Raw genomic sequence first — 26,253 nt, 5'->3', positions numbered from 1 at the left:
GCATTTTTTTACGTGCGTTGCTGCGCCGCCTGGGCGGCAATGGTCAGCTGGCGTACCAGGCGATTTTGCTCTGCCTGCTCCAGGTCAATCAGTGACTGACGCCGTTCCAGGTACTCGTCCGAGTGCCGGTCCGGTATCTCCTGCTCCAGCAACCCTATTCGGTAGCGGATACTGTCCTTGACGGTCGCAAAGGGCTCCGGATAGCACCTGGCCAGATATTCGATCCAGAACCCCTCCATCAACAGCCACTCGCGCAGCGCCGGACTTTGCCCGAGCGTTTGCAGTTGCGTGCGCGCGTTATCAATGATGTCTGCGGTCACATAGTCCTCAACGGTGTACAGCAGCTCCAGTGGGTGAAAGGGCAGCTTGAACTCCGCTGCCAGTTTTTCGCGGAAGTAGATAGTGACCTCGGCGGGATCGACTGCCTGGCGGGCTACTTCCCGATCATGAATGAACTTGTCGGAAATATAGTCCAGCTGGTTGAGGTAGAAGCGCCCGGTAGACAGCGCGATCAGCGCGCGATCACTGGCTTGGCTGGAGCTCTGCAGCTTGGCCAGGTGGACCTGGTGCTCAAGCTCCATGTTGGTAAAGGCCAGCAGCACACTGTCGCCACAGTTGCCTGAACCATAGGTGTTGAGGAACACGTTATTGCGCAATTCGGTGGATTCCCCCATGGCCCGCAGCAAGGTCCACACTCTTTGGGTCAGCGCGTTGCGCGACGCGCCCGCGGCGATGTACGCATAGGTTTGAGTCAGGTCCGAGAGCACCCGGAAGGCATCATCGGGGCTGGCGCCCTCATGGGCCTTGAGTTGCTCCCATAACGCCCTGCGGGCCGGAACATCGGCAGCGGGTACCCCGCTCAACCATTGGGACACGCCGTCCGTCGCTGGCGGTTGATGCCTGGGGCCAAGTACACCGCCCAGCCGCACGCCCGTGTTGCGTCGGTACTCTTCGATACGCTCCAGGGTGGCCGGCGAGAGGGGGTTGTCGTGCAGCAGGATATTGCGGCGGGGCAAGCCGATGCGTTCCTGGGTGAATACCGCTTCAGGGATCTCGCTGATGGCGTTCTCCTGCAGGTGCAAATCCTCCAGGCGGGCGAGCGTCTCCGCTCCGATGGGCCATTGGGTCAATCCGGTATTCACCAGCTGCAGCCGGTGCAACTGGCTCATGGCGCTCACATCCGGGGTCACGCCAAGATGGGGGTTGTTGTCCATAATCAACTCGCGCAGGTTGACCATGGAGGCCAGGCGCTGGGCCGAAGCCTCGGTGAGTCGGATGTCGTTGCCACTGAGGCGCAAGTGTGTGAGCTGAGTCATGTCAGTGATGGCGCTGGGTAACTCGGTCAACATGCAATCCAGATGCAGCCCTCGCAACCCGGCGAACTTGCTGAGGAAGTCACTGGCCGTTTGAGGAAAGTGATTACCCGCGATTTTCAGGAAGTCGATGTGCGCAAACCCCTGGGTGCCGCTGATGAAATCGGCGGGGGGCAGGTTGCCGTCGTCCAATTGCAGCTCGACGAATTGGGCGTCCAATATCCCCGCCAGATACAGCGAACGACTTTCCCGGCGCCACGCTGAACACAACTGCTGGGCAATGTAGCGGCGGTTGCCCAGGCTCATACCCAGTGGGTCGTGCAGGTGTTCGTCCTCGCTTACGGGCGTGTCGGCCCAGCGTGACAGTGCCGTTTCCATCGCTTGGTATTCGGTACGCCGCCGCTCTATTTCAATCAGCGCCGCCGGCTCGCTCAGGTTCAGCGATTGGATCAGTTGCCGGGCTTGATCGTTGCTCATCCGGGGGTAAAGCTCCTGGACCTTGGTGACCAGGTCGGGGGAGCGATTGCCACTGAACGGCCAGAACCGGCTCCAGAACGGGTACACCAGGAGTGTGCGCTCACCCCCCATTGGCGGCACCATCCAGGGTTGCAGGTGTTTGAGGTCCAGCAGGCTTTTGATTGCTACCCGTTGGTTGAGCGCCAGGGTGAAAATCTGTTGGCGCAGCGCGGCAATGCCCGCGTCGTCGGTCACCTCCAACGCGATTTTTTCGCTGTCGGACAACGTCGACACAATCACCTCCAGCAAGCGGTCCGACGGTTGCCCCACAAGCTTGCCCGACGCGTCGTAAGCCTGATAGCCGCCTTGGGTCCGGGCGATCTGTCGATGTTGGCTGGCGGCGCGCGGACCTGCGCTTTGCAGCAGGTGCCCCTGGAGATTGGCTTGGTGGATGTCGATGCGCAGGTCCGCCGGCCAGGTGGGCAGATCCTTGAGCAAATGTGCGGTGATCCGGTCGCTGTCGGCGTTGCTGCACGCGTCGCTGTACAGACCTTCATAGGCCCGGTTCAGACGCACGTCATCGGCCGACAGGCGCGCCTGCTCGGCAAGGCGCAGACCGGGGGCTTTCTTTTGTTGCAGTTGCTTGAGTTCCCTGGGGGTGGCTTGCCCGAGGATCGCCTGGACACTGCTGGTGGGCAATTGTGGATGGTGGGCTTTGAATTGCCGGACCCATTCAGGACTATCGCTTTCGCTGCGTAGGTAGAGCGAGTTGAGTAATTGCGGCTTTTCCTTTTCGGTGAATTCGACGATCTGTTTCACCAGCTTGAACAAGCGGTCATTGCTGGAGTCTGGCAGTTCACCGAGCAAGGCCTGGGTCACCTCGTCGTTGGTGATAACGGTGTCCAGCAGCCTGGCGTTTTCATAGTCACTCTTTTTGACCAGCAATACCTTGTCGTTTGGCAGGTTGCGATCGGGGTACTGCTGGATGACCCGGTTGTCGCTGTCGATTACACGAATGGCGTGACTGTCGGGCCAGCTTGGCAGGCTGGAGAGCACCAGCAGTTGCAAGTCCGGGCGGGCGATACGCGAGGTAGGGGTGTTGCCCAGTGCTTCGATGAACTGCAGGATTTCCTGTTCGATCTTCAGGCGTTTGCAGGTATCGGCCAGCAATGGGGGGGCGGCAAGCCCTGCATGGTGGATGTGGCGCAGGAGCCTGGGCGGGGTGTTGGTGAGGGCGAGGATATTGACCGACTCGGCCTGGGTAAAGGAGTAGGGGTGATTGCCCAGGCGGTAGAGCAACTCGTGGTCGTTCCAGTTCATCGGGTTTTCGCTGGCCAGGCGCCAGGCACCTTGGCCGTTGTGAGACAGGACGGGGGTGTCGACCCCGATTTTCTCGGGGTGGACCAGGCGCCATTTGTACAGGCTTTTGTCAAACACGACCCGGTACAGAGAACCGAAGAGTGGCAGTAAATGTTGAGCATTCCACTTAAAAATACCCTGGGTGTCCGGTGCCAGGTCGGCGGGCAGCTTCAGGGGCTGTTCGTATTGCATCAGCGAACCGCTGGCCAGGCTGACATACCCCGCCGGGCTGCGTTGGCTGCTCATGTAGTTGCCCAGCTTGGTGCGCAGGCCCTGAGCGTCGGTGGCGCTGTTCATGCCCAGCAACTGACGTTCGTGGGGCTGTAACACCGAACCGATGGCCAGGTAGAAACTGTCCACGGTGGCGGGCACGGGAATCGTACCGCCGTTAGGCATGTCGTATGCCTCATAGACGCCGTTGCCGTAATGGCGCAGTTCCACGGTGGGATCCTGTGGCCCGCTTGAAACGTAGGGTTTGGCGATGTCGCCGGCGACCACTTCGGTGATGACGAACGGGCGCTTGAGGGTGTTGCGCACCAGCGCCGAGGCGAACTCCCTGGCCCATTGGTCAATGTCGTCACTGTAGGCGCGGGGGTGGTACAAGCCGTCGATGGCCGCATCGATGCGCAGCGCGGTACGGTGGTTGTCCAACCGTTCATGAAAGGCTGCCGGCAGCGAACCATGCTGCAAGTAAGCCTGTTGCTGGCGTGGCGTCAGAGGGTGCTCCTGCAACAGGCGTTCCAGATTGGCCGGTGACAAGGGGCGGTTGAGGTCGCGCAGCTTTTTCAGTAAGGGGGTGACGGTCACCAGGGGCGGCGAAGCCTGGGTGGGAAGAAAACGGCGTACATTCGCCGGGGCAAGCGGCTCGCTTTTTTCGTAACCGGCGTAATTCACCAGCGCGCTGAACACACTCAGCCGCTCGTCGCTGACCAGGGTCGTGACCTGCTGGCGCAGCCGCGTGATGCGTTGCGCGGTAGTCTGAGCGCCATGGCCTTCGATGCCCAGGCGCGAGGTGCCAGGTTGCAGCACGATGATCAGGCTCAACAGCGGCTCGTCGGTATTGGAGGGCGGGTGCGCAGCGCCCAGGGCGCTATAGCGTCCATCATCGCCGCGGACAATATTGATGGTGTGTGCGCCGAGTGGCACGACTTCGGTTTTGCTGAAGCTCTCGATCACTGTGTGCTGGGGGGCGCGGATGCTCAAGGTGGCGTTGGCAGGCCACTGCGGCAGTTGTGTCAGCAGGCAAAACACCGCGCTGTCGCCGTAGGGGGGGAGGTAGCCGGGCTCGTTGAAACGGTCGATCAGCAGCTGGATCAATTGATCGGCCTGCACACGCCGCACCCCTTCGGTCAGGTTCAACGGCGCCGGCTCCGAGCGCCAGACCTTGTCCAGTGCAGTACGGGTGGTGGCGGTGCTGCGCAGCATGGTTTGTATCTCTGCTGGCGGTGCCACGGAGGAACCATTGGGCAGCATACGTTGCAGCAACTCGATGTCCGAGAGGGTGTGGGCGTTGTGCAGGTCGAACACCCACGCTTGTTTCGCTGGGTTAAAAATAATCGGCGGTGTGTAGCCCTCGTTGCGTTGGTGCGTGAGCACGTAGCGCATCTGCTGGTCGTCGTGCTTGACCTTGGCCACCAGAAATTGCTCATTCTGGTTCAGCTTGACGTACTGCTCGCCATCGACGTGGTAGATCCCCAGTGCATCGGGGCTGCGGCCGTCGAGCAGCGCCTGGCGGTCGTGGGCATAGGGCTGTGCGTCTGGTTTCCAGAGGCGCTGGTTGCTGATTTTGCGCGGGTTGCCGATGTTCTGCATCAGTGTTTGCATGCGCCGGCGCTGCAAGCGGCTGGCGGTTACGGTCAGCCGGCCGCTGACGATCAGGTCGGCCACATCTGTCAGGCTGCTGGCAAACGCGATGGTTTCGCCTTTTACCGCTTGATCCAGGCCTTGGATCACGCTGTAGGTCAGGCTCCCGAGCATCAGCAGTTGGGTGATACGCATCATGCCGGTGATGCCACCGGGTAGAGGCGTCAGGAGCAAGCCGAGAATTTCGCCCTTGATCTCCTGCACCGCGTCCTTGAGGGCTTCCCAGTCGGCTTCGGCGCGATCAACGGCAAGTGTATCCAGGTCCGTCTTGCAGCGCTGAATCTGTCGGTAAGTCAGGGCCTGCACCAGGCTTACTGGTGGCTTTGACTTGGGGGTGGCGGTGAAGCGGATGTCGTCAAGGGTGCTGGGCGGGAAGGCTTTGTGAAACCCGTCATACAGGGCTCCCTCCAGCCAACCCAGGTTTTGCGGACGCGTCTTACGGCTCAACAGTTTGTTGAAGACGGACATGCCTACCAGGGGTAACTGCCGGGAAAACCAGCCCAGATCTTGTTTTTGATGGCTATCGTGCAGTTGCTGGCGGAACGCCTGTTCGGCGGCGCGTGCGTCGGGGTGATGGCGCAGCGCGCCCCCTGGGCGGAATGGAAAGTACGACAACACACCCAGGGCCGCGACACGAATCAGTAGCAGGGGCACTGAAATGATGTTTTCCCAGGGGACGAAGGGAACGGCCACCACCAAGGTTACGCCCGAGGTCAGGCCTAGTGTTTCAATCTCTGGTTGAGTACCGGTGTTCTCAATCGCCGCGTTCAGCGTGTTGTACATTTCACGGGTAAGACCGCTCTGGGCCCGGTTGCGCCAGGCATCCAGCACGTCGAACTGCAGGAGCGTGCGCGCTGAAGTGCCCATCAGGCGACGAAGCAGGCCATTCTCGCCCAAGGTGGCGTTGATCCGGGTTTTCAGCTGGCCGCCCAGGTCCAGTTCGCGTACCACGTCGATAAACGCCTGCGCCGAGAGGCTGCGGTCATCGCCAGGACCAATCACTTTGCTGGCTTGGACCAGGCTGTAGCCAGACTCGGTAATCCTGCCGTGGGTAAAGCCAAAGTTGACGCAGGCCGCCTCCCATAAGGTCATGCTTTTAACGTGGTCGATGTAGTCCCAGTCTTGCGTGTAGGAGCGGCGGCGAAAGCGTGTGCGTTCGCCGCGTTTGGGCTCCCACGGGAAAGGCTTTTCGACTTTTTCCCGGTAGGTGGTATCGAAGCGGAAGGCTTCGGGATCGCGCCCGCCAATCCGGCTGCGCAGTTGGGCCAGGCCTTCGGTCTTGAAGGCCTGGACCAGGCGGTCCTTTTCGGTTTCGACTGCGGACAGGGCCGTCAGGGACTCGCGCTGCAGTTGCACATAGCGCTTTTGTTCATCGAGCGTGAGGCCGCTCAAGGCTTGCGTGAGGTTTTGCCGGATCTGCTCAATGGCCTCTTGTTGTTCCCAGGAGGTGCTCGATTGCAGGTTGCCGGATAAGCCGTTGAGTAACTCAGAGGTCGGCATAAGGGAGTGGCCTTTCACAAATTAAGTGGAAGGCCGATGTAATCATCGCCGGTGCGTCACCTGGGGCTAACTATCTACCCGCCACCCACTGGCGTTGTCGCGACGCATCCAGGTGCTTGTTGAACTCCAGCCAGGCGGCCAGCGCCGCCATCAGCAGCAGGCCCAGCAGGGCACTGAAAATCTGCATCGGCCAGGCGTCGTTGACCTGGGCGTTGAGCATGTCCGCCAATGGTGCGAGCAACACCCCCAGGCAAAACACTTCCAGTGAATAGCGGCCCATGCGACAGCTTTGCCGGGCCAACCAGTTTTGCGTCCACGCCCGACCCGGCAGCAGCTTGGCGGTGACATAGGCCAGGGCAAGGAAGTGCAACAGGCGCGCCGGCGACAGATCGGTCTTGCTGATGGGGTACAGCAGGTCGCTGATGACGGCGGGCATCACCGCATCGTGGATCTCGGGCCAGCGCCAGGACAGGGTAATCACCGCGGCCAGCAGGGTGTAGGTGGCCGCGGCGATAAACACCGGTTGCCGGTGCAGCGGCCGCGTATCGGGTGCGCGCGGTTGGCTGGCATGCACCGCCGCCGCGCCGCCGAGGATAAACAGAAACTGCCAGGTCACCGGGTTGAAATACCAGACGCCATCGGCAATCGCCGCCAGGTTCCAGCCCAGGCGTGGTGCCAACAGGTACACCGTCATCGACGCAGCCACCACTGCCAACGGCTTGCGCAGCAACAGCGGCAGCACCAGCGGCAGGCCCAGCAATAGCACGATGTACAGGGGCAACGGGTCCATCAGGTTGGGCTTGAAGCGCAACAGCAACTCATCGGTGAGGGCTTGTTGGGGGTTGGTGATGAAGTGCGTCAGGCCCATTTCCTGGACCAGGTCGCGGGTTTCTACCTTGCTGTTGGCGAAGAACACGATGCCCATCAGCATTGCCAGCAAAAAGATATGCACCACGTACAACACCCAGGCGCGGCGCAGGATTTTCAGGCTGGCCATCCAATAACCTTCGCCCTGCAGGATTTTGCCGTAGGCCAGCACGCAGGCGTAGCCGGCGAGAAACACAAAGACCTCGGCGGCATCGCTGAAACCGAAGTTGCGTAGGGTGATCTGGCCCAGTGGGTTTTGGGGGACGTGATCCCAGAAAATGAAGATCAACGCCAGGCCCCGAAAAAAATCGATGCGCGGGTCGCGTCCTTTAAGCATGGCTGCGGGCTCTTGAACAATGGGTTGAATAGTGACGCGAATGGTCCTGCCGTGCGTCGGGCGGGCGCAGGTTGGCGGTATTTGTAAGCAATTGCAAAGGCTGGGTATTACTGAATGTCTCATGCGCGCCCGCTAGGCATCGAGGATCACCCGCGTGTCATGACTGCCGGCCAGTATCCCTTGCGCAGGGCCTTGACCGGCGCAGGGTTGTCGTGACCGACTGTTTACGCGGCTTCCACCTCATGGGGCTCAAAACTGTCTGCCCGCGCCATCTGCCACATCCGCGAATAGAACTCGCCGTTCACCTCGCCAGTGAGCAATTCACCGGGCTTGAGGAACACGTGCAACTGTGAGAACAACTTGATCTCGGTGGCCGACATGCGCCGCACCAGGTGCTTGGCCGACAGTTGCGACGGATGATCCAGCCCTGCTGCCGCGAGCATTTCGGCCAGGGCCTTGAGGGTGTTGCGGTGGAAGTTGAATACGCGCTGGGCCTTGTCCGGGACCACCAGTGCGCGCTGGCGCAGGGGGGCTTGCGTGGCGACGCCGGTGGGGCATTTGTTGGTGTGGCAGCTTTGCGACTGGATGCAACCAATGGCGAACATAAAGCCCCGGGCCGAGTTGGCCCAGTCGGCACCGATGGCCAGGACGCTGGCAATGTCGAAGGCACTGACGATCTTGCCGCTGGCGCCGAGCTTGATCTTGTCCCGCAGGTTCAGGCCTACCAGGGTGTTGTGCACAAACAGCAGGCCTTCGCGCAGGGGCACGCCGATATGGTCGGTGAACTCCACGGGGGCGGCGCCGGTGCCGCCTTCCTTGCCGTCGACCACGATAAAGTCCGGTAGGATCCCGGTTTCCAGCATGGCCTTGGCAATCCCCATGAATTCCCACGGGTGGCCCAGGCAGAATTTGAAACCCACCGGTTTGCCACCGGACAGTTCACGTAATTGAGCGATGAACTGCATCAGCTCGATCGGCGTGGAAAACGCGCTGTGGCGTGACGGCGAGATGCAGTCTTCGCCCATCAGGATGCCGCGGGTCTCGGCGATTTCCTTGGTCACCTTGTGCTTGGGCAGGATCCCGCCGTGGCCGGGCTTGGCGCCCTGGCTCATCTTGATTTCGATCATCCGCACTTGCGGGTTTTGCGCCTGCACGGCGAAGCGCTCCGGGTCGAAGCGGCCGTCGCTGGTGCGGCAGCCAAAATAGCCGCTGCCCAGCTCCCAAGTCAGGTCGCCGCCGTGTTCGCGGTGATAGGGGCTGATGCTGCCTTCGCCGGTGTCGTGGGCGAAGTTGCCGAGCTTGGCCCCTTGGTTGAGGGCGCGGATGGCGTTGGCACTGAGGGAGCCAAAGCTCATTGCCGAGATATTGAACACCGACGCCGAATACGGCTGTGTGCATTGCGGGCCGCCGACGATCACGCGGAACGCGCTGGGATCGCTCAACGGCGCCGGGCGCATGGAGTGGCCGATAAACTCGAAACCGGATTGGTACACATCGATCAGGGTGCCGAAGGGTTTGTCAGCGGTTTCGTTTTTGGCCCGCGAATACACCAGCGAGCGCTGGGATCGGGAGAAGGGCAGGGCGTCGCTGTCGGATTCGAGCAGGTATTGGCGGATTTCCGGGCGGATGCCTTCCACCAGGTAGCGGATATTGCCCAGGATCGGGTAGTTGCGGCGCACGGCGTGCGGGCTTTGCAGTAGGTCGAACACGCCGATCAGGCTGAGTACAGCGGTGACCAGGGTAAACGGCCACAGCCATTCGTGTTGGATAAAGGGCAGGCTGGCGAGGGTGAAAATGACACACACGGCAAAGAATGCATAACGGCTAAGCAACGACAGGCTCATACGGTTTCCTTGGGTTCGGACTCTTTATGACCTGCAGGAACCGGCTTGCCGGCGAGGGCGTTTTCGATAGCAAGCCAGTTCCTACAAGGATCTCCAGGCTATGGATGCCTGTGCTCTCACGGAGCACCAGCTTACGGGCGAGTTCGTTGCCAGGGCAACCGCATAGAACCTGGGCTTCTATCGGTATTGCAATACGTTCTCGTTTGAGTGCATTATTTGTGTTACTGTATAACGTATTAATCTTGCCCAGATGCCCCCGGAGGCCCTATGAAAGCTGGTATCCATCCCGCCTATCGCACCGTACTGTTCCATGACACAGCCGCCGACGTGTTCTTCCTGATCGGCTCCACGGTCGACACGGATCGCACCCACCAACACAGCGATGGCAATACTTATCCTTATATGGCTCTCGACGTGTCCAGCGCTTCCCACCCTATCTACACCGGGCAACAGCGCAAGACCCAGGTCGAAGGGCGGATTGCCGGCTTCAACAAGCGCTTTGCCTCGTTTGGTTCGTCTAGCAAAGCCGCCGAGGCCTGACCGGTTCGAGGCTTCAGGCGCGGTAGTGGTAAATAGCATCATTAGGCCACTATCGGCTAAAAACTGACTAAACTGCTAGGTAATAGCCAGGAGGCTGTTACCTTGACCGTAGGAAGCGCACACCGACGCGACTAGATCCGAGGTGTCCCGTGGGAGAGTCAGTTACCTTTTCTGAAACCGATCGTCCCGTGGTGCTGTTGATCGACACTCACCCGGACGTGCATGACCGCCTCGCGCAGTTACTGCGCCTGGAACCCTTTGAACTGTGCAGCGCCACCACGGCGGTCGAAGCGTTAGCCACGCTGGCGCGCCAGCCTGTGGACCTGGTGATGAGTGCTGCACGCCTGCCGGATATGGATGGGGCCACGTTGCTGGCACAGATCCATCACGACTACCCCCATACCGTGCGCCTGCTGTTGACCGGCGAAACCGACCTGACCCTGATCATCAAGGCCATCAACGAAGGGCAGATCTACCGCTACCTGAGCAAACCCTGGAAGGACGAAGAGTTGCTGCTGGCGCTGCGGCAGTCCTTGGCCCACCAGCATTCCGAGCGTGAGCGCCTGCGCCTGGAACAACTGATCCGCCAGCAGAACGAGGAGCTCAAGCAGCTCAATGCGTCCCTGGAAAAGCGCGTGGTCTCGCGCACCAGTGAACTGCAGCAGACCGCCGATATGCTCGACCTGGCCTACGAAGAACTCAAGCACAGCTACGCCACCGGCACCGAGGTGTTCTCGCTGCTGGCCAACCTGCGCCTGCCGCGCAGCAAGCAGACCAACCGCCAGATCATCGAGCTGGTGCGCACCTGGTGCGTGCTCCATGGCCTGGACGACGCCAGCAGCCGCGACCTGACCATGGCGGCAGCGCTGTACAACATCGGCAAGCTGAGCTGGAGCGACAGCATGATGGTCGCGCCCTCGGACTTGCTGCACAGCACCGACCGCGCGCGTTTTCGCGAGTACGCCACACAGAGCGAATCGTTGTTGATGACCCTGGAACCGATGAAGGACGCCGCGCGGCTGATCCGCCATCACCAGGAGCGCTGGGACGGCAGTGGTTTCCCTGATCACCTCAAGGGCGAGGCCATTCCTTTTGGCTCGCGCTTGCTGAAGCTGGCGGTGGATTTTATCGAACTGCAACGCGGCTTGATTCTTGAGCGGCAGATGAACAGCGACGAGGCGCTGCTGTATATCCGCAAATACGCCGGGCGCCTGTATGACCCGGACATGGTGGAAGACTTCGTCCAGGCCTGCGCGGCCTTCCTCAGCGACGTGACCCTGGGCGACCCGACGGTGAGGGTGCTGGGCACTCGCGAGTTGGCCGAAGGCATGGTCCTGGCGCGCAACCTCAATGCCGACAACGGCATGCTGCTGCTCAATGCCGGCAAGGTGCTGAACCTGCCGCTGGTGGACAAGCTGATCGCGTTTGAAGCCATGGAAGGTGCCAAGTACAGCGTGTTCATCAAGGAACCCGAAGAGTAAGTCAGCTGTGGCTGTGGTGGTGTTTGTGGCTATGGCTATGGCTATGGTTGTGGTTGTGGTTGTGGCGAGCGGGCTTGCCCCGCGCTGGGCTGCGAAGCGGCCCTAATCCGTTCACTGCATACTTTCAGTTAAAACTCATTGGCAGGTCTGGGGCCGCTTCGCAGCCCAGCGCGGGGCAAGCCCGCTCGCCACAACCACAACCACAACCACAAGGTAGCATTGCAGCACGGAGCACAGTCATGTGATCCTTCGCGCCTTTATTCCAAGGCGTTTATTTCATGTCCAAGACCATCCGTATTGCCGCCGCCCTGTTGATCGGCAGCGACGGCCAGACCCTGCTGGTGCGCAAGCGTGGCACCCAGGCCTTTATGCAACCGGGCGGCAAGATCGATGCCGGCGAGCAACCGGCGCAGGCCTTGGCGCGTGAGCTGCACGAAGAGCTTGGCCTGCAGATCGACCCGGCAGCGGCGCAGTACCTTGGGCATTTTTCGGCACCGGCGGCCAACGAGCCGGGGTTTACCGTGGAGGCCGAGCTGTTTGAGGTGCGTATCGACGTACCGGTGACACCCGCCGCCGAGATCGAAGAAGTGCGCTGGATCGATCCGGCCGGCGACGGTGGCCTGCAGTTGGCGCCCTTGACACGTGACCTGATCCTGCCTTTCTATCGCACATCGCTGACCACTATTGCCTGAGCTGTCGGGCACAAAGGACTGAGCCGTGATCCCCCTCAATGACTTGCTGATTTTTGCCGCCGCCTCGCTGCTGCTGGTGCTGACCCCCGGGCCGAACATGATCTACCTGATTTCCCGCTCGATCTGCCAGGGCCGCAAGGCCGGGGTGACGTCGTTGCTGGGGGTGGTCGCGGGTTTTTTCGTGCACCTGTTCGCCGCTGCCGCCGGTTTGACGGCGGTGTTCCTCACTGTGCCGCTGGCTTATGAAGTACTGAAATGGGCCGGTGCGCTTTACCTGCTGTGGCTGGCCTGGCAAGCGGTGAAACCGGGTGCGCGCTCACCGTTCCAAGCCCAGCAATTGCCTGCCGATTCGTCACGCAAGCTGGTGACCATGGGCTTTCTGACCAGCGCACTGAACCCGAAAATCGCCGTGTTCTACCTGTCGGTATTCCCGCAGTTCATCACCCCGGAGCACGGCTCGATCTTCACCCAGAGCCTGATGCTGGGCTTTGCCCAGATCAGCGTCAGCTTTGTGGTCAACCTGCTGATCTCGCTGTGCGCTGCCAGCATCGCCGCGTGGTTTATCCACAACCCCACGTGGCTGGCGGTCCAGCGTTATTTCATGGGGTTCGTGCTGGCAGCCCTGGCGGTGCGCCTGATGCTCGAGCAACGGCGCAGCGCGTGAACAATCAACGGACCGCGCTGACCCCATCGAGGGTTGAAAACGACGTGTCCTTGGCGGTCAGCAAAAAGTCGCGCATGTACGGCGCATCCAGCATATCCGCACGGATCCCGGCGTACAGCGTGGCGAACAAACCTTTCTCCCCCAGCCGCTTGGCCTTCACATAACCCCGCGAGCTGTACTCATGCAGCGCCCAATGGGGCATGCCGCACACGCCGCGACCGCTGGCCACCAACTGCATCATCATCACCGTCAGCTCCGAAGTGCGGACTTGTGCAGGCTCGACATCGGCCGGTTCCAGGAACCGGGTGAAGATATCCAGGCGGTCGCGTTCCACCGGGTAGGTGATCAGGGTTTCGCTGAGTAAATCTTCGGGCACGATATACGGCTTGTTCGCCAGCGCGTGCTGGTTGGCCACCGCGAGCATCGCTTCGTAGGTGAACAGCGGCACATAGGTGATGCCCGCCAGCTCCAGTGGGTCGGAGGTCACCACCAGGTCCAGGTCGCCACGGGCCAGGGCCGGCAGTGGAGCAAAGGCAAAGCCGGAGGCCAGGTCCAGTTCTACTTCCGGCCAGGCATCGCGGAACTGGTCGATGGTCGGCATCAGCCACTGGAAGCAGCTGTGGCACTCGATCGCCATGTGCAGGCGCCCGGCAGTGCCACCGGCCAAGCGCGCGATATCCCGTTCGGCCCCGCGCAGCAGCGGCAAGGTGGCATCCGCCAGTTGCAGCAGGCGCAAGCCAGCGCTGGTGAAGCGCACGGGCTTGGTCTTGCGCACAAACAGCGGCATGCCCATGCGTTCCTCCAGCTCCTTGAACTGGTGGGACAGCGCCGATTGGGTCAGGTGCAGGCGTTCGGCGGCTTCCACCAGGCTGTCGGCTTCGCGCAAGGCGTGCAGGGTCTTGAGATGACGGATTTCGAGCACGGACTCTCCATGAAGATAATTTGTGACAAGTTCGGATAGCGTGAGTTTGTCTCATGTTGCCAAATCTGTCGACCATGACCGCTGGGCGCTCTTCATCAAACTGTCACGTAACTGTGGCAGCGCGCTTGAACAAACTTCATCAGACTCGCGCTCTACTGGGGTTCTGCGTTTCGGTGTTTTTCATGCGCGTGTTGTTTTTACTGGCCGCCTTACTGTTCGGCCTGCCGTCTTTTGCGGCCTCTCGATGTGATGTCAATGTCCCGACTGAGCGGGTCGACCTGGACCAGGTGAGCCTGGCGTACCAGAGCATTGGCCGTGCCTCCGATCCGGCCTTGTTGCTGGTGATGGGGCTGGGTGGGCAGTTGATCCACTGGCCGGACGAAGTGGTGGTCGCCCTGTGCCAACAGGGTTTTCGGGTGATCCGCTACGACAACCGTGACGTTGGCCTGTCCACCTGGCTCCAGGCGCCCGCCAGCGCCAACCTGACCTTTGAAGTGCTGCGCTACAAACTGGGCCTGCCGGTGGCTGCGCCCTACACCTTGACTGACATGGCCGATGACGCGCTGGGGTTGATGGATGCGCTGCAGGTCCGCCAGTTCCATGTGTTGGGTGCGAGCATGGGCGGGATGATCGCCCAGCACCTGGCGGCCATGGCCCCGCAGCGCGTGGAAAGCCTGACCCTGATCATGACCAGCTCCGGCGCCGAAGGCCTGCCCGCGCCGAATGCTGCGCTGGTGCAACTGTTGTCACGGCGCAGCGCACCCAACCGCGAAGTGGCCCTGGAGCAGCAAGCCGATTTGCTCGCGGCCCTGGGCAGCCCTGAGGTCAAGGATGATCGCCAGGCCTTGCTGCAGCAGGCAGCGCAGTCCTACGACCGGGCATTCAACCCCGAGGGTGTGAAGCGCCAGATCATGGCAATCCTTGCCGAACCGAGCCGGGTGCCATTGCTCAATCAATTGCGCGTGCCGACCCTGGTGGTCCATGGCACGGCCGACCCGTTGCTGCCGGTCATGCATGGCGTGCACCTGGCGGCGCATATCCAGGGCAGCCAGTTGCGGCTGATCCCGGGCTTGGCTCATCGTTTCCAGGAGGCATTCAAGGCGCCGTTGCTGGCGGCGGTGTTGCCCTACCTGCAAGCCCACCGCGAAGAGGCGGCGCATTGGGCGCAGGTTGATCGCGCGCTGCCGGCCAAGGTTTTATGAGCAGCGCCTAGGGGTGTATGGTGCGACATTTATGGCGTGTAATGCCTGCGAGGTTGCCTGAATGAGTACTTCCCTGAAAATCGATTTCGTCAGCGACGTGTCCTGCCCCTGGTGCATCATCGGCCTGCGCGGCCTGACCGAAGCCCTGGACCAACTGGGCGCCGAAGTGCAGGCCGAGATCCACTTCCAGCCCTTCGAACTGAACCCGAACATGCCCGCCGAAGGGCAGAACATCGTTGAGCACATCACCGAAAAATACGGCTCCACCGCCGAAGAGTCCCAGGCCACCCGCGCCCGCATCCGCGACATGGGCGCCGCGCTGGGCTTTGCGTTTCGTACCGATGGCCAGAGCCGTATCTACAACACCTTCGACGCCCATCGCCTGCTGCACTGGGCCGGGCTCGAGGGGTTGCAGTACAACCTCAAGGAAGCGCTGTTCAAAGCCTACTTCAGCGATGGCCAGGACCCTTCCGACCACGCTACCTTGGCGATCATTGCCGAAAGCGTCGGGCTGGACCTCAAGCGCGCAGCCGAGATCTTGGCCTCGGACGAATACGCCGCACAAGTGCGCGAGCAGGAACAACTGTGGGTCTCCCGTGGCGTGACCTCGGTGCCGACCATTGTGTTCAACGACCAGTACGCGGTCAGCGGCGGGCAGCCGGCTGAGGCGTTTGTCGGGGCGATCCGCCAGATCATCCAGGAGTCCAAGGCCTAAAGCCGAGCGCAAAGCAAAATGTGGGAGCGGGCTTGCTCGCGAAAGCGGTATATCAGCTAAGTATCTCTTAACTGACCCACCGCTTTCGCGAGCAAGCCCGCTCCCACATTGGATCATTGTTGTCCCCCCCCCTGGCCCATCCCTTGCATTACCCCCTTAAAGCCCAGCCGGCGTGCGGTTGGGCGCTGCCAAGGGGTGAAACATTACCTTGAATATCCTCGATCTCGACCACAGCCTCACAGCCCAGGCACCCATTGCCCGGCGTCTGGCCAGCGGTCACGCCACGCGCCTGGACCTGCTCGACCTGGGCCCGAAACTGCGCCTGTGGTCCACCGAAAAAACCTGGAAACGCTTTGCCCAGCGCCTGGCCCAACGGCCCCGGCCGACCACGGCACGACCCGAAATCTTCTTTGTCGGTTCTGGCGACTATCACCACCTGACCCCGGCTTTTCTCGCCGAGGTGCAGGAGCCCATCAGCCTGATCCACTTCGACAACCATCCCGACTGGGTGCGCCTGGCGCCACGCCGGCACTGCGGTTCGTGGGTCAACCAGGCGCTGAAGATGCCGGCGATCAAACGTATCGTCACCCTCGGCCCGTGCAGCGATGACCTGCATAACCCGCAACTGCGCGGTGGCAACCTGGGCGCGCTCAAGCGCGGGCACTTGCAGTTGTTTCCCTGGCAGCACGCGCCGTCGAAAGTCTGGGGGCGGGTAGGGGATGGCGCCGGCCATGCACAACAGGAAAACCACCTGCACTGGCGCAACCTGGCTGAGCTCGACTGGGGCGCATTCCTTGAGCAAATGATCGCCAGCCTGCCCACCGATGCCGTGTGGATCACCCTGGACAAAGACGTGCTGGCCAGCGAAGACGCCGCCACCAACTGGGACCAGGGCGGCATGCGCCTGACGCATCTGCTGCAAGCCCTGCGGGCGTTGGCGGCGAGCAAGCGGATCATCGGTATCGATGTGTGTGGCGAGTTTGCCCAGCCTGCATTCAGCAACGCGTTCAAACGCTGGGAAGCCAAGTCTGACCAACCGCCGGCCGAGCGCTGGAGCGCGGACGATTTGCTGCGCAACGCGGCGACCAACGAGGCGTTGATCAACCTGTTCGAGGAGCTGTTTCCGTGACCCTGACCGTGGTGGTGTTATTGGTCTTTTCCATCGTGCTCGATGTGATTGGCCAGTTGTGTTTCAAGCTGGGCGTGGACCGCTTGCCCGAAATCAATGGCGGTTTTCGCCTGGGTGCATTTTGGGGCCAGGTGCTCAATGCACCTCTGCTGTGGGCGGGCATCGGCGCCTATGTGATTGAATTTTTCGTGTGGCTGGAGGCCTTGTCCCGTGCGCCGCTGAGCCTGTTGTTTCCGCTCGCGGCGCTGGCGTATTGCCTGGTGGTGCTGGTGGGCAAAGTCGTACTGGGGGAAACCGTCAGCCGCCGTCGCTGGCTGGGTACCCTGGTGATTACGGCCGGCGTGATGCTGGTTGCTGTTGCGGGGACTCAAGCATGAATTCGGAAAATATCGCTATCCGTCCGGTTGGCTGGCTGCACGGTCGCCTGGGGACGCTGGTGTTGTGGGCGTTGTTGATCTTGACCGAAAGCGGCGGCCAGTTGTTTACCAAGGTGGCCGGCGATCAGTTGGGGCAGATGGATTTCAACTGGCAATGGTTGGCGGCGGTTGCGGTCAACCCGGGGATCCTGGCGGCCATTGCCTGTTATATCGGCGCGTTTTTTGTGTGGATGCTGATCCTGCGGCGCAGCAGCCTGTCCCTGGCTTTCCCCCTGAGTTCGCTGGTGTTTGTGGTGGTGTTGCTCGGCTCATGGCTGGGCCTGGGCGAGCACATCAGCTTCCTGCACTGGGTGGGCGTGGTGGTGATCATTGGCGGGATCGCGCTGCTGGCCGAGGGCGAAGAAAACTGAGCCCAGACTGGAATGGAATGCCGGATAAATGTGGGAGCGGGCTTGCTCGCGAAGGCGGTGGGTCAGTTAAGTAATTCCAGTCTGACACACCGCCTTCGCGAGCAAGCCCGCTCCCACATGTTTGACCGTATTCCCACAGGATGGACGCGGTCGAATGGGGCTTGGGCTTTGGACAATCAATCGAAGGTGTAGCTGATCGCCGTCTGCACCTGCCCCTGGTTCACCTCGCCGGTCTGGCGCACGATGCTGCTATCGGCCGCCGAACCTGTCAGGTGGACCCAACTGGCACTGGCCAGCAGCGACCACTTGGGCGCCAGCGGGATCTGCAGGCTCTGGGTCAATGTCAGGTTCTGGAACCCGCCGCTGGCGTTGTACGGGCGAATTCCCGAGGCTTGCGCCTCATGCTCATCGACCCCGAAAAACGTCTGGGTCTGGTTATCGTCGGCAAAGTGCGCCACCAGCCCCGTACTGCCAATGACCCCGCCGCCCAGTGGGTAACCCAGTTCGCCGCCGAGCTTGCCCAATATCCCGCTCTGGTCATGAGCGCCGCCAACACTGCGCCCCAGCTGCGCATAGACCCGCCAGAAGTCGGCCGGTGCGTACTGGATAAACCCACCGACCTCGGCCATGTCCGACACGTCTCGCAGGCCCTGTAGCGGCCCGTTGGCCGTGCGTCCCGGCAGGTAGTTGAGGTACGGCCCGGCACTCAAACCATTGCTGTTGAACGCGCTCCAGGTCAGGCCGTCATCGGTATCGAGGCTGACATCTCCCCAATCCAGGTCGAAGTACGGCACCGGTACCGTCTGATAGCGGCTGGCGGTGGGTTCCCGTGGCTGATAGCTCAGGCCCAGGCCCACCTCGCCGCTGATGCCGGCCGCCGCTGCCGAGTCCATCCATAGCCCCAGGACGCCGGCGCACACCAGCGAAGTCACCCTGAACATAGTGCTTGCTCCTCTTGCAAAACATGCGCGCATGAACGCGCAGGCGCGGGGGCTTGTGCAAGCACTCATGTTGTTTGTAGCGACCTACAAAATTTGTAGCTTGGCCGCCGCCTTTATCACCCGCGCATGCCCGCGAACCCCGGCCCTGCTGGGTTTTGCCCACTTGGCACAGTCCCTGCTCTATCCCTGTCAACGGCGCATCAGCGCGCTAGCATCCAAGGTAAACGCAGATGAATGACTGGCATATCGTGTGTGACTTCGATGGGACCATCACACCCACCGATGTCATCGACAACGTTCTCCAACGCTTCGCAGGCAGAGAATGGGAAACCATCGAGCAGCAATGGCTGGACGGCCATATCGGTTCGCGCGAATGCCTGAGCCGCCAACTGGCGCTGATCAAGGCGACACCAGCCGAGCTGCTGGCGTACTTCGACACGGTCGAGATCGATCCGGATTTCCCGGACTTCGTCGACCATGTCCTTGGCCTCGGTGCCTCCCTTGAGGTGGTCAGTGACGGCATCGAGCAGGGCATCGCGCGGATCCTCTCGCGCAACTACGTGACCTTGCTGCCGATCATCGCCAACCGCCTGCGCCAGGTCGACCAGAACAGCTGGCGCATCGACTTCCCCCATGCCAGCGACGCCTGCCGCGCGGCCTCGGGCAACTGCAAATGCAAGTCCACCCCGCGCAACAAGCGGGTGTTGGTGATCGGCGACGGCAAGTCCGATATGTGCGTATCGACTACCGCCGATTTCGTCTTCGCCAAAGGCAGCCTGGCGCAGTACTGCCAGGCCCACGCCATCCCCCATCTGCGCTTCGACAGCTTTGCCGAACTGCCTGCATTACTGGCCCGACTGCCCCAGGGCATGGCCGCCAACGCCACTCACTTTACTTCTGACACTCAGGAACTCTTTCATCATGTCTGATATCCGTATCGCTACCGCCGAAGACCAGGTTCTGCTGGATAAAGAAGCCAAATACTGCTCCTACGGCGACACCGTCCACTACATCGACCCACCGCGTATTTTCAGCCGCTGCGAAGGCTCCTACGTCTGGGACACCGAAGACCAGGCCTACCTCGACCTGCAAATGTGGTACTCGGCGGTCAACTTCGGCTACGCCAACCCGCGCCTGAACAATGCGCTGAAACAGCAGATCGATACCCTGCCGCAAATCGCCAGCCAGTACCTGCACAAGGGCAAGATCGAGCTGTCGGAAATGATCGCCGTGGATGCCAAGAAAAAATTCGGCCTCGATGGCCGCGTGCATTTCAACGTCGGCGGTTCGCAGTCCATCGAGGACTCCCTGAAGGTGGTGCGTAACGCCTGCAACGGCAAGAGCCTGATGTTCGCCTTCGAAGGCGGCTACCACGGGCGTACCCTCGGCGCGTCGTCCATCACCTCCAGCTACCGCTACCGTCGCCGCTACGGCCACTTTGGCGAGCGCGCCAACTTCATCCCGTTCCCGTACCACTTCCGTGGGCCAAAGGGCATGACCAAGGAAGAATACGGTAGCCACTGCGTGCAGCAATTCGCGCGCCTGTTCGAGACCGAATACAACGGTGTCTGGGACCCGAAAGTCGGCCAGAGCGAATACGCCGCGTTTTACGTCGAGCCGATCCAGGGCACCGGCGGCTACGTGATCCCGCCGATGAACTTCTACAGCGAGCTCAAGCAAGTGCTCGACCAGCACGGCATCCTGATGGTGGTCGACGAAATCCAGATGGGCTTCTGGCGCACCGGAAAGTTGTGGTCGATCGAGCACTTCGATGTGCAACCGGACGTGATCGTGTTCGGTAAAGCCCTGACCAACGGCCTCAACCCATTGGGCGGCATCTGGGCCAAGGAAGAGCTGATCAACCCGAAACTGTTCCCGCCGGGTTCCACCCACTCCACCTTCGCCTCCAACCCGCTGGGCACGGCGGTGGGCCTGGAAATGTTCAAGATGACCAGCGAAGTCGACTACGGCGCGATGGTCATGGCCAAGGGCAAATACTTCCTTGAAGGCCTGCAGGACCTGCAAAAGCGCTTCCCGATCATCGGCGATGTGGATGGCCTGGGCCTGGCCCTGCGCTGCGAAATCTGCGGCTCCGATGGTTTCACTCCGGACAAGGCGACCCTGGACTACATGGTTGAGGAAGGCATGAAAGGCGACATGCTGGTAGACGGCCAGAAACTCGGGCTGATCCTCGATGTGGGCGGTTACTACAAGAACGTGATCACCCTGGCGCCGTCCCTGGAAATCAGCTACCCGGAAATCGACCTGGGCTTGAAGCTGCTGGAGCAACTGCTGACCCGAGCGATGAAGCGGTGAGTCTGGCCGATATCGATCTCGGCGAAGGCAACGCCGGCTTCGTTCTCGGCAACGGTCCGGTCGGGGTCCTGTTGATCCACGGCCTGACCGGCACCCCGACCGAATTGCGTCGGGTTGCCCAGGGCCTGGTCAAGGCGGGTAATTGCACGGTGTACGTGCCAACCCTGGCCGGGCACTGCGGGGGCAACGAGGACCTGCAGGCCACCGGCTGGCGCGACTGGTACGAGGGCGTGCGCAAGACCTTTGTCGGGGTGCAGCAGCGTCATGCACAGGTGTTCGTCGGTGGCTTGTCCATGGGCGCGGTGATGTCGATGTACCTGGCTTCGGAATTTCCGGGCCAGGTCGCGGGGTTGCTGATGTATTCCACGACCCTCAAGTACGACGGTTGGAGCATCAACAAAATGGCGTTCATCACGCCGTTGCTGATCCGCATTCCCTTCGGCGTGCGCCTGTTCCGCTTTACCGAGAAGCCGCCCTACGGCATCAAGAACGAACGCTTGCGGGCGATCGTCGAGCGGCAGATGAAAGAGGGCGAGAGCAGTGAAGCCGGGTTGCTGACCATGGAAGGCGTCACCGTGCGCGAGTTGCACTGGATGAACGCCGTGGTGAAAAAACGCATGCCATCGATCAAAACCCCGGCGCTGGTGCTGCACTCCATTGAGGACGACATCACCAGCCGCTGGAACGCCGACTACGTGGAACGCCACCTTGGCGGCCCGGTGACCAAGATCCTGTTGGACAACTGCTACCACATGATCACCGTGGACCTGCAATACCGGCGGGTGATCGAGTTGAGTGCCGACTTCATCGAGCAGCACGCCACTCCTGTGGACGAATATCGCCGGGCCTGACACCGCACCCTGTAGGAGCGGGCTTGCCCGCGATGGTCGTCAACGATGACAGGTAGCGCCTGGTTCAACGCGGCGCCCTTGAGTTTTTCGCTGGCAAGCCAGCTCCTACAGGGGTTGGCGTTAGATTAAGGAACTGCTGTGATCAGCGCTAAAGCCTATTCAACCATCCACGCCATCGACCGCAGTGCCTGGAACGATTGCTTTCCCCGGGCCCTGGAAGATTGGGACTACTACGTCGCCGTGGAAAACGCCGCTATCGACGACTTCCAATGGCGCTACCTGGCCCTTTATGAGGAGGGGCGGCTGCTGGCGGTGGCCCCGGCGTTCATCACCCATTACCGCCTCGACACCACCGTCTCGGGTATGGGCAAACGCTTCACCCAACGCCTGGAACGCTGGTGGCCGGGCGCATTGTGCCTGGGCCTGTACGCCATCGGTTCGCCAGTGGCCGAGCAATGCCATGCCGGTGTCGCCAGCCATGTGCCGGCGGCGCGCCGTGGTGCCTTGTTGCAACAACTGCTGGCCGCGGCACGGCGGGATGCCGATGCATTCGGCATCGGTTTGCTGGCGGTCAAGGATGCTCCGACCCAGGATCAGGACTGGGCCGACAGCTGCAAGGCCGCCGGCCTGCACAGCATGCCGAGCCTGCCGACCGGGCTGCTGCCGCTGCCCTACGGCTCGGTGGATGCCTACCTGGGCTCCCTGGGCAAATCCACGCGCAAGGACTTGCGGCGCAAGCTCCGCGCGCCGGGGCCACAGGTGGAGTGGCGGGACAATGTCGATGACGTATTGCCAGATATCATGCGTCTCTACGAAGCGACCCTGGCCCGCGCCGACCTGCAATTCGAACGCCTGCCCGCCGGTTATTTCAGCCAGGTGCTCGCTCAGCTTGAACAACGGGCGCGCTGTGTACTTTACTGGGTGGATGGGCAGTTGGTGGCGTTCAACCTGGTGCTGCTCGACCAGCATCGGCTGATCGACAAGTTCTTTGCCCATGACCTGGCCCACAGCCGCGAACATAACCTGTACTTTCGCAGTTGGCTGACCAACGTCGACTACTGCATCGAGCACAATATTGCGTTGTATGAGTGCGGGCAGGCGGGGTATGCCAGTAAGCTACGCCTGGGCTGCGGGTTCGCCGGCAATACCCTGTTTTTCCAGCACCGCAACCGCTTGCTCGACACCCTGCTCAAAGTGCTAAAAGTGTTTATTCGCCCGGACCGATCCGACCCTGCCATGGCTGCTGCAATAAGCGAAACCCGATGATTGCCAAAACCCGCCAGAAAGCCCGCCCGTTTGCCATTTCCCGCTGGAGCCTGCAGCGCAAGCTGGTGTTGGCGTTCTGGTTGGTGACGGTGATCCCGACGATGATCGCCGCGGAGCTGGCGGCCACCACCCTGTCGCAGATTTTCGACAGTAACGTGCGCATCTGGCTGCAAGAGTCGACCCGGATCGTCAAGGACGAAGTCAGCGACATCCTGCACGACAACGCTCGCGTGGCGCAGATCTTCCTGCGTTATGTGCGTCCGCCCTCCACCCATGAAGCGATGCTGCATGACCGTTTGATCGCGGACATTGCCAGCGCCACTGATATTGACGTGGTAACGCTGATTCGCAGCAGCGACGGCAAAGTGATGTTCAGCACCGTGGGCGATGATGTGGTGAAACAAATCAGCCTCGCCCCCAATGCCGTATTGCAAACCGTGCAGGTTGGCGGCGTGGCCACCGGGGCGGTGATTTCCTCGTTCGAAACCACTCAGGACGGTGTCGATTACGAACTGTTGGTGGGCACGTACCTGGACAGCAGCTTCCTGACCAGTGTCGCCGAGGTCCACTCCCTGGACTTGCGCCTGTACCTGGCCAACACCGACGGCTTCTCGGAGATCTTCTCGACCCAGCGTTTTGAAGATCACCCGACCCGCGTGCCGAAATCCGTGGAAACCCTGCTGCGCAGCACCAAGCAGCCTAGCGAGCAATTCACCAGCAACTACAGTGGCCTGTACTGGCCGATCTTCAATGACACCGGCGAGTTGCAGGGCGTGATCTTCAGCGGCCTGCTGCGCCACACCAGCCTGGTGGGGCTGGTGAACCAGAGCAATCTGTTCGTGCTGATCTTCCTGCTCAGTTCCGCCTTGTCCCTGGGCGCCGGCGTGCTGGTCTCCCGGCACCTGACGCGGCCGCTGCGTGAGTTGTCCCAGGGCGTGAGTGCGGTGATCAGCGGCAATTACCAGCACCGCGTGGCCGTCACCGGCGGCGATGAGTTGGCGCAACTGAGCAGCACCTTCAACCACATGACCGAGCGCCTGGGCGAATTGCATCACCTCGAGGCCCAACTGCGTCGGCGCGACCGCCTGCATGCCCTGGGCGAAGTGGCGATGGGCCTGGCCCACGAAATCCGCAACCCACTGGGCATCATCAAGACCGCGACCCAACTGCTGCACCGCCGCACGGACCTGCCGGAGACCGACAAGCGCCACCTGGAATATGTGGTCAGCGAAGTCAGCCGGATCAATGACCTGATCACCGACTTTCTCGATTTCGCCAAACCCAGCGAGCCCCTGCGCAGCCAGCAGCTGGCGCGGCCACTGGTGGAAGACATCCTGGGGTTCTGCGCGCCGGAGCTGGCGAGCCACGCCATCGACGCCCATCTCGACGACCAGGCGCCTGGCGCGACCCTCTATGTGGACGCCAAGCAATTCAAGCAGGCGTGCCTGAACCTGATTCTCAACGCCATCGATGCCATGCCCCAGGGCGGGCGCCTGACGTTAAGCATCAGCCGCGCGGACCAGTCCACAGTGATCAGCGTCAGCGACAGCGGGCAGGGCATCCCGGCAGAGATGATCGAGCGGATCTTTACCCCCTTCGTCACCACCAAGGCCTCGGGCACTGGCCTTGGCCTGGCGAAAGTCTATTCGATCATGGAAAGTCACGATGGCCGCATCGAATGCACCAGCGAGAAGGATGCCGGCGCAACCTTCAGCCTGTACATTCCGGCCAGCGGTGAAGATGACGGCGACGACGAGGACAGTCATGACGCATAACATATTGGTGGTCGACGACGAGCCCAAGCTCTGCGATTTGCTGGCCTCGGCCCTGAGCCAGAACGATATCCAGGTGTTTATCGCCGGCAATGGCCTGCATGCCCTCAAGGTGCTGGAGCAGGAAGATATCGACCTGGTGATCAGCGATTGGCGTATGCCCGGCATGGACGGCCCGCAGCTGCTGGCCGAGATCAAGGTGCGCTACCCACAGTTGCCGGTGATCGTGATGACGGCCTACAGCACTGTGAAAAATGCCGTGCAGTCGATGCGCAACGGCGCCTACGACTACATTGCCAAGCCCTTCGATATCGACGAGCTGGACATCACCGTGGCCAAGGCCTTGCAGTTTCGCGACATCATGCGCGACAACGCACGGCTGCGCGCCGAGCTCGACGAGCATGCGCAGTTCGACAGCCTGGTGGGCGACAGCCCGGCGTTCCGCCGTGTGCTGCAAGCGGTGGATTCGGTGCGCGAAAGCAACGCCACCATCCTGTTGACCGGCGAAAGCGGCACCGGCAAGGAAATGGTCGCCCGCGCCATTCACAAGCATGGCAACCGCGCCGATAAACCCTTTGTCGCAGTCAATTGCGCTGCGATCCCAGAAGGCTTGCTGGAAAGCGAAATGTTCGGCCATCGCAAGGGCGCCTTTACCGGCGCTGTGGCCGACCGGGTCGGGCGTTTCATGCAGGCCGACAAGGGCACGCTGTTTCTCGACGAGGTGGGCGATATGCCCCTGGCGTTGCAGGCCAAGATCCTGCGCGCCTTGCAGGAGCGGGTGATCGAGCCGGTGGGCGACCCCCGCGAGCGCAAGGTGGATGTGCGGGTGATCGCCGCCACCAACAAGAACCTGTTGGAAGCCGTGGCGAACAAGGAGTTTCGCGAGGACCTCTACTACCGTCTCAACGTGTTCCCAATCCCGCTGCCCGCTCTGCGCGAGCGTGTCGAAGACATCGCCCCGCTGGCCCGCCACTTTGCCCGCAGCCTGAGCGCCAATGCCGGTAAACGCATCACCGGCTTCAGCGCAGATGCCTTGCAGGCCATGGCGGCCTACAGCTGGCCGGGCAACATCCGCGAGCTGCAAAACTGCGTGGAACGCGCGACCATCGTCGCGGCGAGCCCGGTGATTGAAGATATCGACTTGCCGGCCTATCTGTTCGCGTCCCAGCCGACGGCGGGTGACGTGACGACGATTCTCAGCGAAGGCCCGGGCGTGCCTCGGGACCTGGATGCCGCGCTGGCAGAAGTAGAGAAGGCGTACATCCTGGCGGCGTTGCAGGAGAGCAATGGCGTGCAGGCGGCTGCGGCGTCAAGGATCGGGATTTCCGAGCGCAGCTTCTGGTACCGCTTGAAAAAGCTCGGGATCCAGATCGACAAGATCGTGCGCTGAAACACTGATCAAAATGTGGGAGCGGGCTTGCTCGCGAAAGCGGTGG

The 26,253-nt window shown here is 61.6% G+C and carries 20 protein-coding genes; 15 read left to right on the top strand and 5 right to left on the bottom strand.

Annotated features, from left to right (window positions below):
• Positions 1-8 precede the first annotated feature (8 nt).
• The 3 genes from C5F71_RS06695 to C5F71_RS06685 all read right to left on the bottom strand — a co-directional run bounded on the left by C5F71_RS06695 (position 9) and on the right by C5F71_RS06685 (position 9,539).
• Positions 9-6,491 carry an NEL-type E3 ubiquitin ligase domain-containing protein gene (locus C5F71_RS06695; RefSeq protein WP_104910848.1) on the bottom strand — a complete coding sequence of 2,161 codons (6,483 nt, stop codon included), beginning with the start codon at positions 6,489-6,491 and terminating at the stop codon, positions 9-11.
• A gap of 70 nt (positions 6,492-6,561) precedes the next feature.
• The gene (locus C5F71_RS06690; RefSeq protein WP_104910847.1) at positions 6,562-7,695 is read right to left on the bottom strand and encodes an OpgC family protein; all 1,134 of its coding nucleotides are present in this window, start codon (positions 7,693-7,695) and stop codon (positions 6,562-6,564) included.
• Between the two features lie 224 nt (positions 7,696-7,919).
• Positions 7,920-9,539 carry an FMN-binding glutamate synthase family protein gene (locus tag C5F71_RS06685; RefSeq protein ID WP_104910846.1) on the bottom strand — a complete coding sequence of 540 codons (1,620 nt, stop codon included), beginning with the start codon at positions 9,537-9,539 and terminating at the stop codon, positions 7,920-7,922.
• A 267-nt stretch (positions 9,540-9,806) separates the two neighbouring features.
• Here C5F71_RS06685 and C5F71_RS06680 point away from each other — a divergent pair, with 267 nt between their 5' ends.
• The 4 genes from C5F71_RS06680 (at position 9,807) to C5F71_RS06665 (ending at position 12,916) form a co-directional block, all read left to right on the top strand.
• Positions 9,807-10,079 (top strand): type B 50S ribosomal protein L31, encoded by a 273-nt coding sequence (locus C5F71_RS06680; RefSeq protein WP_029297428.1) that lies wholly within the window; start codon positions 9,807-9,809, stop codon positions 10,077-10,079.
• Between the two features lie 149 nt (positions 10,080-10,228).
• Entirely contained in the window at positions 10,229-11,560 is a 1,332-nt protein-coding gene (locus tag C5F71_RS06675; protein ID WP_092238019.1) for an HD domain-containing phosphohydrolase, read from the top strand.
• Positions 11,561-11,838: 278 nt separating this feature from the next.
• Positions 11,839-12,252, top strand: coding sequence for an NUDIX domain-containing protein (locus C5F71_RS06670; RefSeq protein WP_104910845.1), 414 nt, complete (start codon positions 11,839-11,841; stop codon positions 12,250-12,252).
• Between the two features lie 25 nt (positions 12,253-12,277).
• Complete coding sequence (locus tag C5F71_RS06665) at positions 12,278-12,916, top strand: LysE family translocator (RefSeq protein ID WP_104910844.1); 639 nt, start codon at positions 12,278-12,280, stop codon at positions 12,914-12,916.
• Between the two features lie 4 nt (positions 12,917-12,920).
• On the opposite strand, the gene metR is transcribed toward C5F71_RS06665, so the two are convergent.
• Positions 12,921-13,838, bottom strand: a complete 918-nt coding sequence (metR, locus tag C5F71_RS06660; protein WP_032859924.1) for a transcriptional regulator MetR — start codon at positions 13,836-13,838, stop codon at positions 12,921-12,923.
• 182 nt (positions 13,839-14,020) lie between these two features.
• Between metR and C5F71_RS06655 the strand changes: the two genes are divergently transcribed.
• The 5 genes from C5F71_RS06655 (at position 14,021) to C5F71_RS06635 (ending at position 17,671) form a co-directional block, all read left to right on the top strand.
• Positions 14,021-15,040: an alpha/beta fold hydrolase gene (locus C5F71_RS06655; protein WP_104910843.1), complete on the top strand. Its 1,020-nt coding sequence runs from the start codon at positions 14,021-14,023 to the stop codon at positions 15,038-15,040.
• A gap of 61 nt (positions 15,041-15,101) precedes the next feature.
• A complete protein-coding gene (locus C5F71_RS06650; RefSeq protein WP_070994772.1) occupies positions 15,102-15,755 on the top strand; it encodes a DsbA family oxidoreductase in 654 nt (217 codons plus the stop codon).
• Positions 15,756-15,963: 208 nt separating this feature from the next.
• The gene (locus tag C5F71_RS06645) at positions 15,964-16,884 is read left to right on the top strand and encodes an arginase family protein (protein ID WP_104910842.1); all 921 of its coding nucleotides are present in this window, start codon (positions 15,964-15,966) and stop codon (positions 16,882-16,884) included.
• The gene (locus tag C5F71_RS06640; protein WP_029297412.1) at positions 16,881-17,261 is read left to right on the top strand and encodes an EamA family transporter; all 381 of its coding nucleotides are present in this window, start codon (positions 16,881-16,883) and stop codon (positions 17,259-17,261) included. Before C5F71_RS06645 ends, C5F71_RS06640 begins: the two co-directional genes overlap by 4 nt.
• Positions 17,258-17,671, top strand: a complete 414-nt coding sequence (locus tag C5F71_RS06635) for an EamA family transporter (protein ID WP_029297410.1) — start codon at positions 17,258-17,260, stop codon at positions 17,669-17,671. The genes C5F71_RS06640 and C5F71_RS06635 overlap by 4 nt, the downstream gene beginning before the upstream one ends.
• 176 nt (positions 17,672-17,847) lie before the next feature.
• Here C5F71_RS06635 and C5F71_RS06630 read toward each other — a convergent pair whose 3' ends face one another.
• A complete protein-coding gene (locus tag C5F71_RS06630) occupies positions 17,848-18,612 on the bottom strand; it encodes a MipA/OmpV family protein (RefSeq protein WP_104910841.1) in 765 nt (254 codons plus the stop codon).
• 230 nt (positions 18,613-18,842) lie between these two features.
• On the opposite strand from C5F71_RS06630, the gene C5F71_RS06625 reads away from it, so the two are divergent.
• From C5F71_RS06625 to C5F71_RS06600, 6 genes are all read left to right on the top strand, one after another.
• The gene (locus C5F71_RS06625; protein WP_029295151.1) at positions 18,843-19,541 is read left to right on the top strand and encodes an MtnX-like HAD-IB family phosphatase; all 699 of its coding nucleotides are present in this window, start codon (positions 18,843-18,845) and stop codon (positions 19,539-19,541) included.
• Complete coding sequence (locus tag C5F71_RS06620) at positions 19,534-20,928, top strand: aspartate aminotransferase family protein (protein WP_104910840.1); 1,395 nt, start codon at positions 19,534-19,536, stop codon at positions 20,926-20,928. The genes C5F71_RS06625 and C5F71_RS06620 overlap by 8 nt, the downstream gene beginning before the upstream one ends.
• Positions 20,925-21,779 (top strand): carboxylesterase, encoded by an 855-nt coding sequence (locus tag C5F71_RS06615; RefSeq protein WP_104910839.1) that lies wholly within the window; start codon positions 20,925-20,927, stop codon positions 21,777-21,779. The genes C5F71_RS06620 and C5F71_RS06615 overlap by 4 nt, the downstream gene beginning before the upstream one ends.
• Positions 21,780-21,917: 138 nt before the next feature.
• Complete coding sequence (locus tag C5F71_RS06610) at positions 21,918-23,045, top strand: GNAT family N-acetyltransferase (protein ID WP_104910838.1); 1,128 nt, start codon at positions 21,918-21,920, stop codon at positions 23,043-23,045.
• Positions 23,042-24,820, top strand: a complete 1,779-nt coding sequence (locus C5F71_RS06605; protein WP_104910837.1) for an ATP-binding protein — start codon at positions 23,042-23,044, stop codon at positions 24,818-24,820. The genes C5F71_RS06610 and C5F71_RS06605 overlap by 4 nt, the downstream gene beginning before the upstream one ends.
• Positions 24,810-26,207 (top strand): sigma-54 dependent transcriptional regulator, encoded by a 1,398-nt coding sequence (locus C5F71_RS06600; protein WP_029295157.1) that lies wholly within the window; start codon positions 24,810-24,812, stop codon positions 26,205-26,207. The genes C5F71_RS06605 and C5F71_RS06600 overlap by 11 nt, the downstream gene beginning before the upstream one ends.
• Positions 26,208-26,253: the final 46 nt, after the last annotated feature.

The sequence above is a fragment of the Pseudomonas sp. LG1D9 genome, from assembly GCF_002949995.1.
Taxonomy (GTDB): domain Bacteria; phylum Pseudomonadota; class Gammaproteobacteria; order Pseudomonadales; family Pseudomonadaceae; genus Aquipseudomonas; species Aquipseudomonas proteolytica.
Note: the sequence above shows the minus strand (reverse complement) of the source record. Positions and strands in the feature narration are given on the sequence as shown.

Excerpts from the sequence above, each read along its gene's own strand:
- C5F71_RS06695 (WP_104910848.1), bottom strand. The coding sequence starts at position 6,491 with ATGCCGACCTCTGAGTTACTCAACGGCTTATCCGGCAACCTGCAATCG.
- C5F71_RS06690 (WP_104910847.1), bottom strand. The coding sequence starts at position 7,695 with ATGCTTAAAGGACGCGACCCGCGCATCGATTTTTTTCGGGGCCTGGCG.
- C5F71_RS06685 (WP_104910846.1), bottom strand. The coding sequence starts at position 9,539 with ATGAGCCTGTCGTTGCTTAGCCGTTATGCATTCTTTGCCGTGTGTGTC.
- C5F71_RS06680 (WP_029297428.1), top strand. The coding sequence starts at position 9,807 with ATGAAAGCTGGTATCCATCCCGCCTATCGCACCGTACTGTTCCATGAC.
- C5F71_RS06670 (WP_104910845.1), top strand. The coding sequence starts at position 11,839 with ATGTCCAAGACCATCCGTATTGCCGCCGCCCTGTTGATCGGCAGCGAC.
- C5F71_RS06655 (WP_104910843.1), top strand. The coding sequence starts at position 14,021 with ATGCGCGTGTTGTTTTTACTGGCCGCCTTACTGTTCGGCCTGCCGTCT.
- C5F71_RS06650 (WP_070994772.1), top strand. The coding sequence starts at position 15,102 with ATGAGTACTTCCCTGAAAATCGATTTCGTCAGCGACGTGTCCTGCCCC.
- C5F71_RS06635 (WP_029297410.1), top strand. The coding sequence starts at position 17,258 with ATGAATTCGGAAAATATCGCTATCCGTCCGGTTGGCTGGCTGCACGGT.
- C5F71_RS06630 (WP_104910841.1), bottom strand. The coding sequence starts at position 18,612 with ATGTTCAGGGTGACTTCGCTGGTGTGCGCCGGCGTCCTGGGGCTATGG.
- C5F71_RS06625 (WP_029295151.1), top strand. The coding sequence starts at position 18,843 with ATGAATGACTGGCATATCGTGTGTGACTTCGATGGGACCATCACACCC.
- C5F71_RS06620 (WP_104910840.1), top strand. The coding sequence starts at position 19,534 with ATGTCTGATATCCGTATCGCTACCGCCGAAGACCAGGTTCTGCTGGAT.
- C5F71_RS06605 (WP_104910837.1), top strand. The coding sequence starts at position 23,042 with ATGATTGCCAAAACCCGCCAGAAAGCCCGCCCGTTTGCCATTTCCCGC.
- C5F71_RS06600 (WP_029295157.1), top strand. The coding sequence starts at position 24,810 with ATGACGCATAACATATTGGTGGTCGACGACGAGCCCAAGCTCTGCGAT.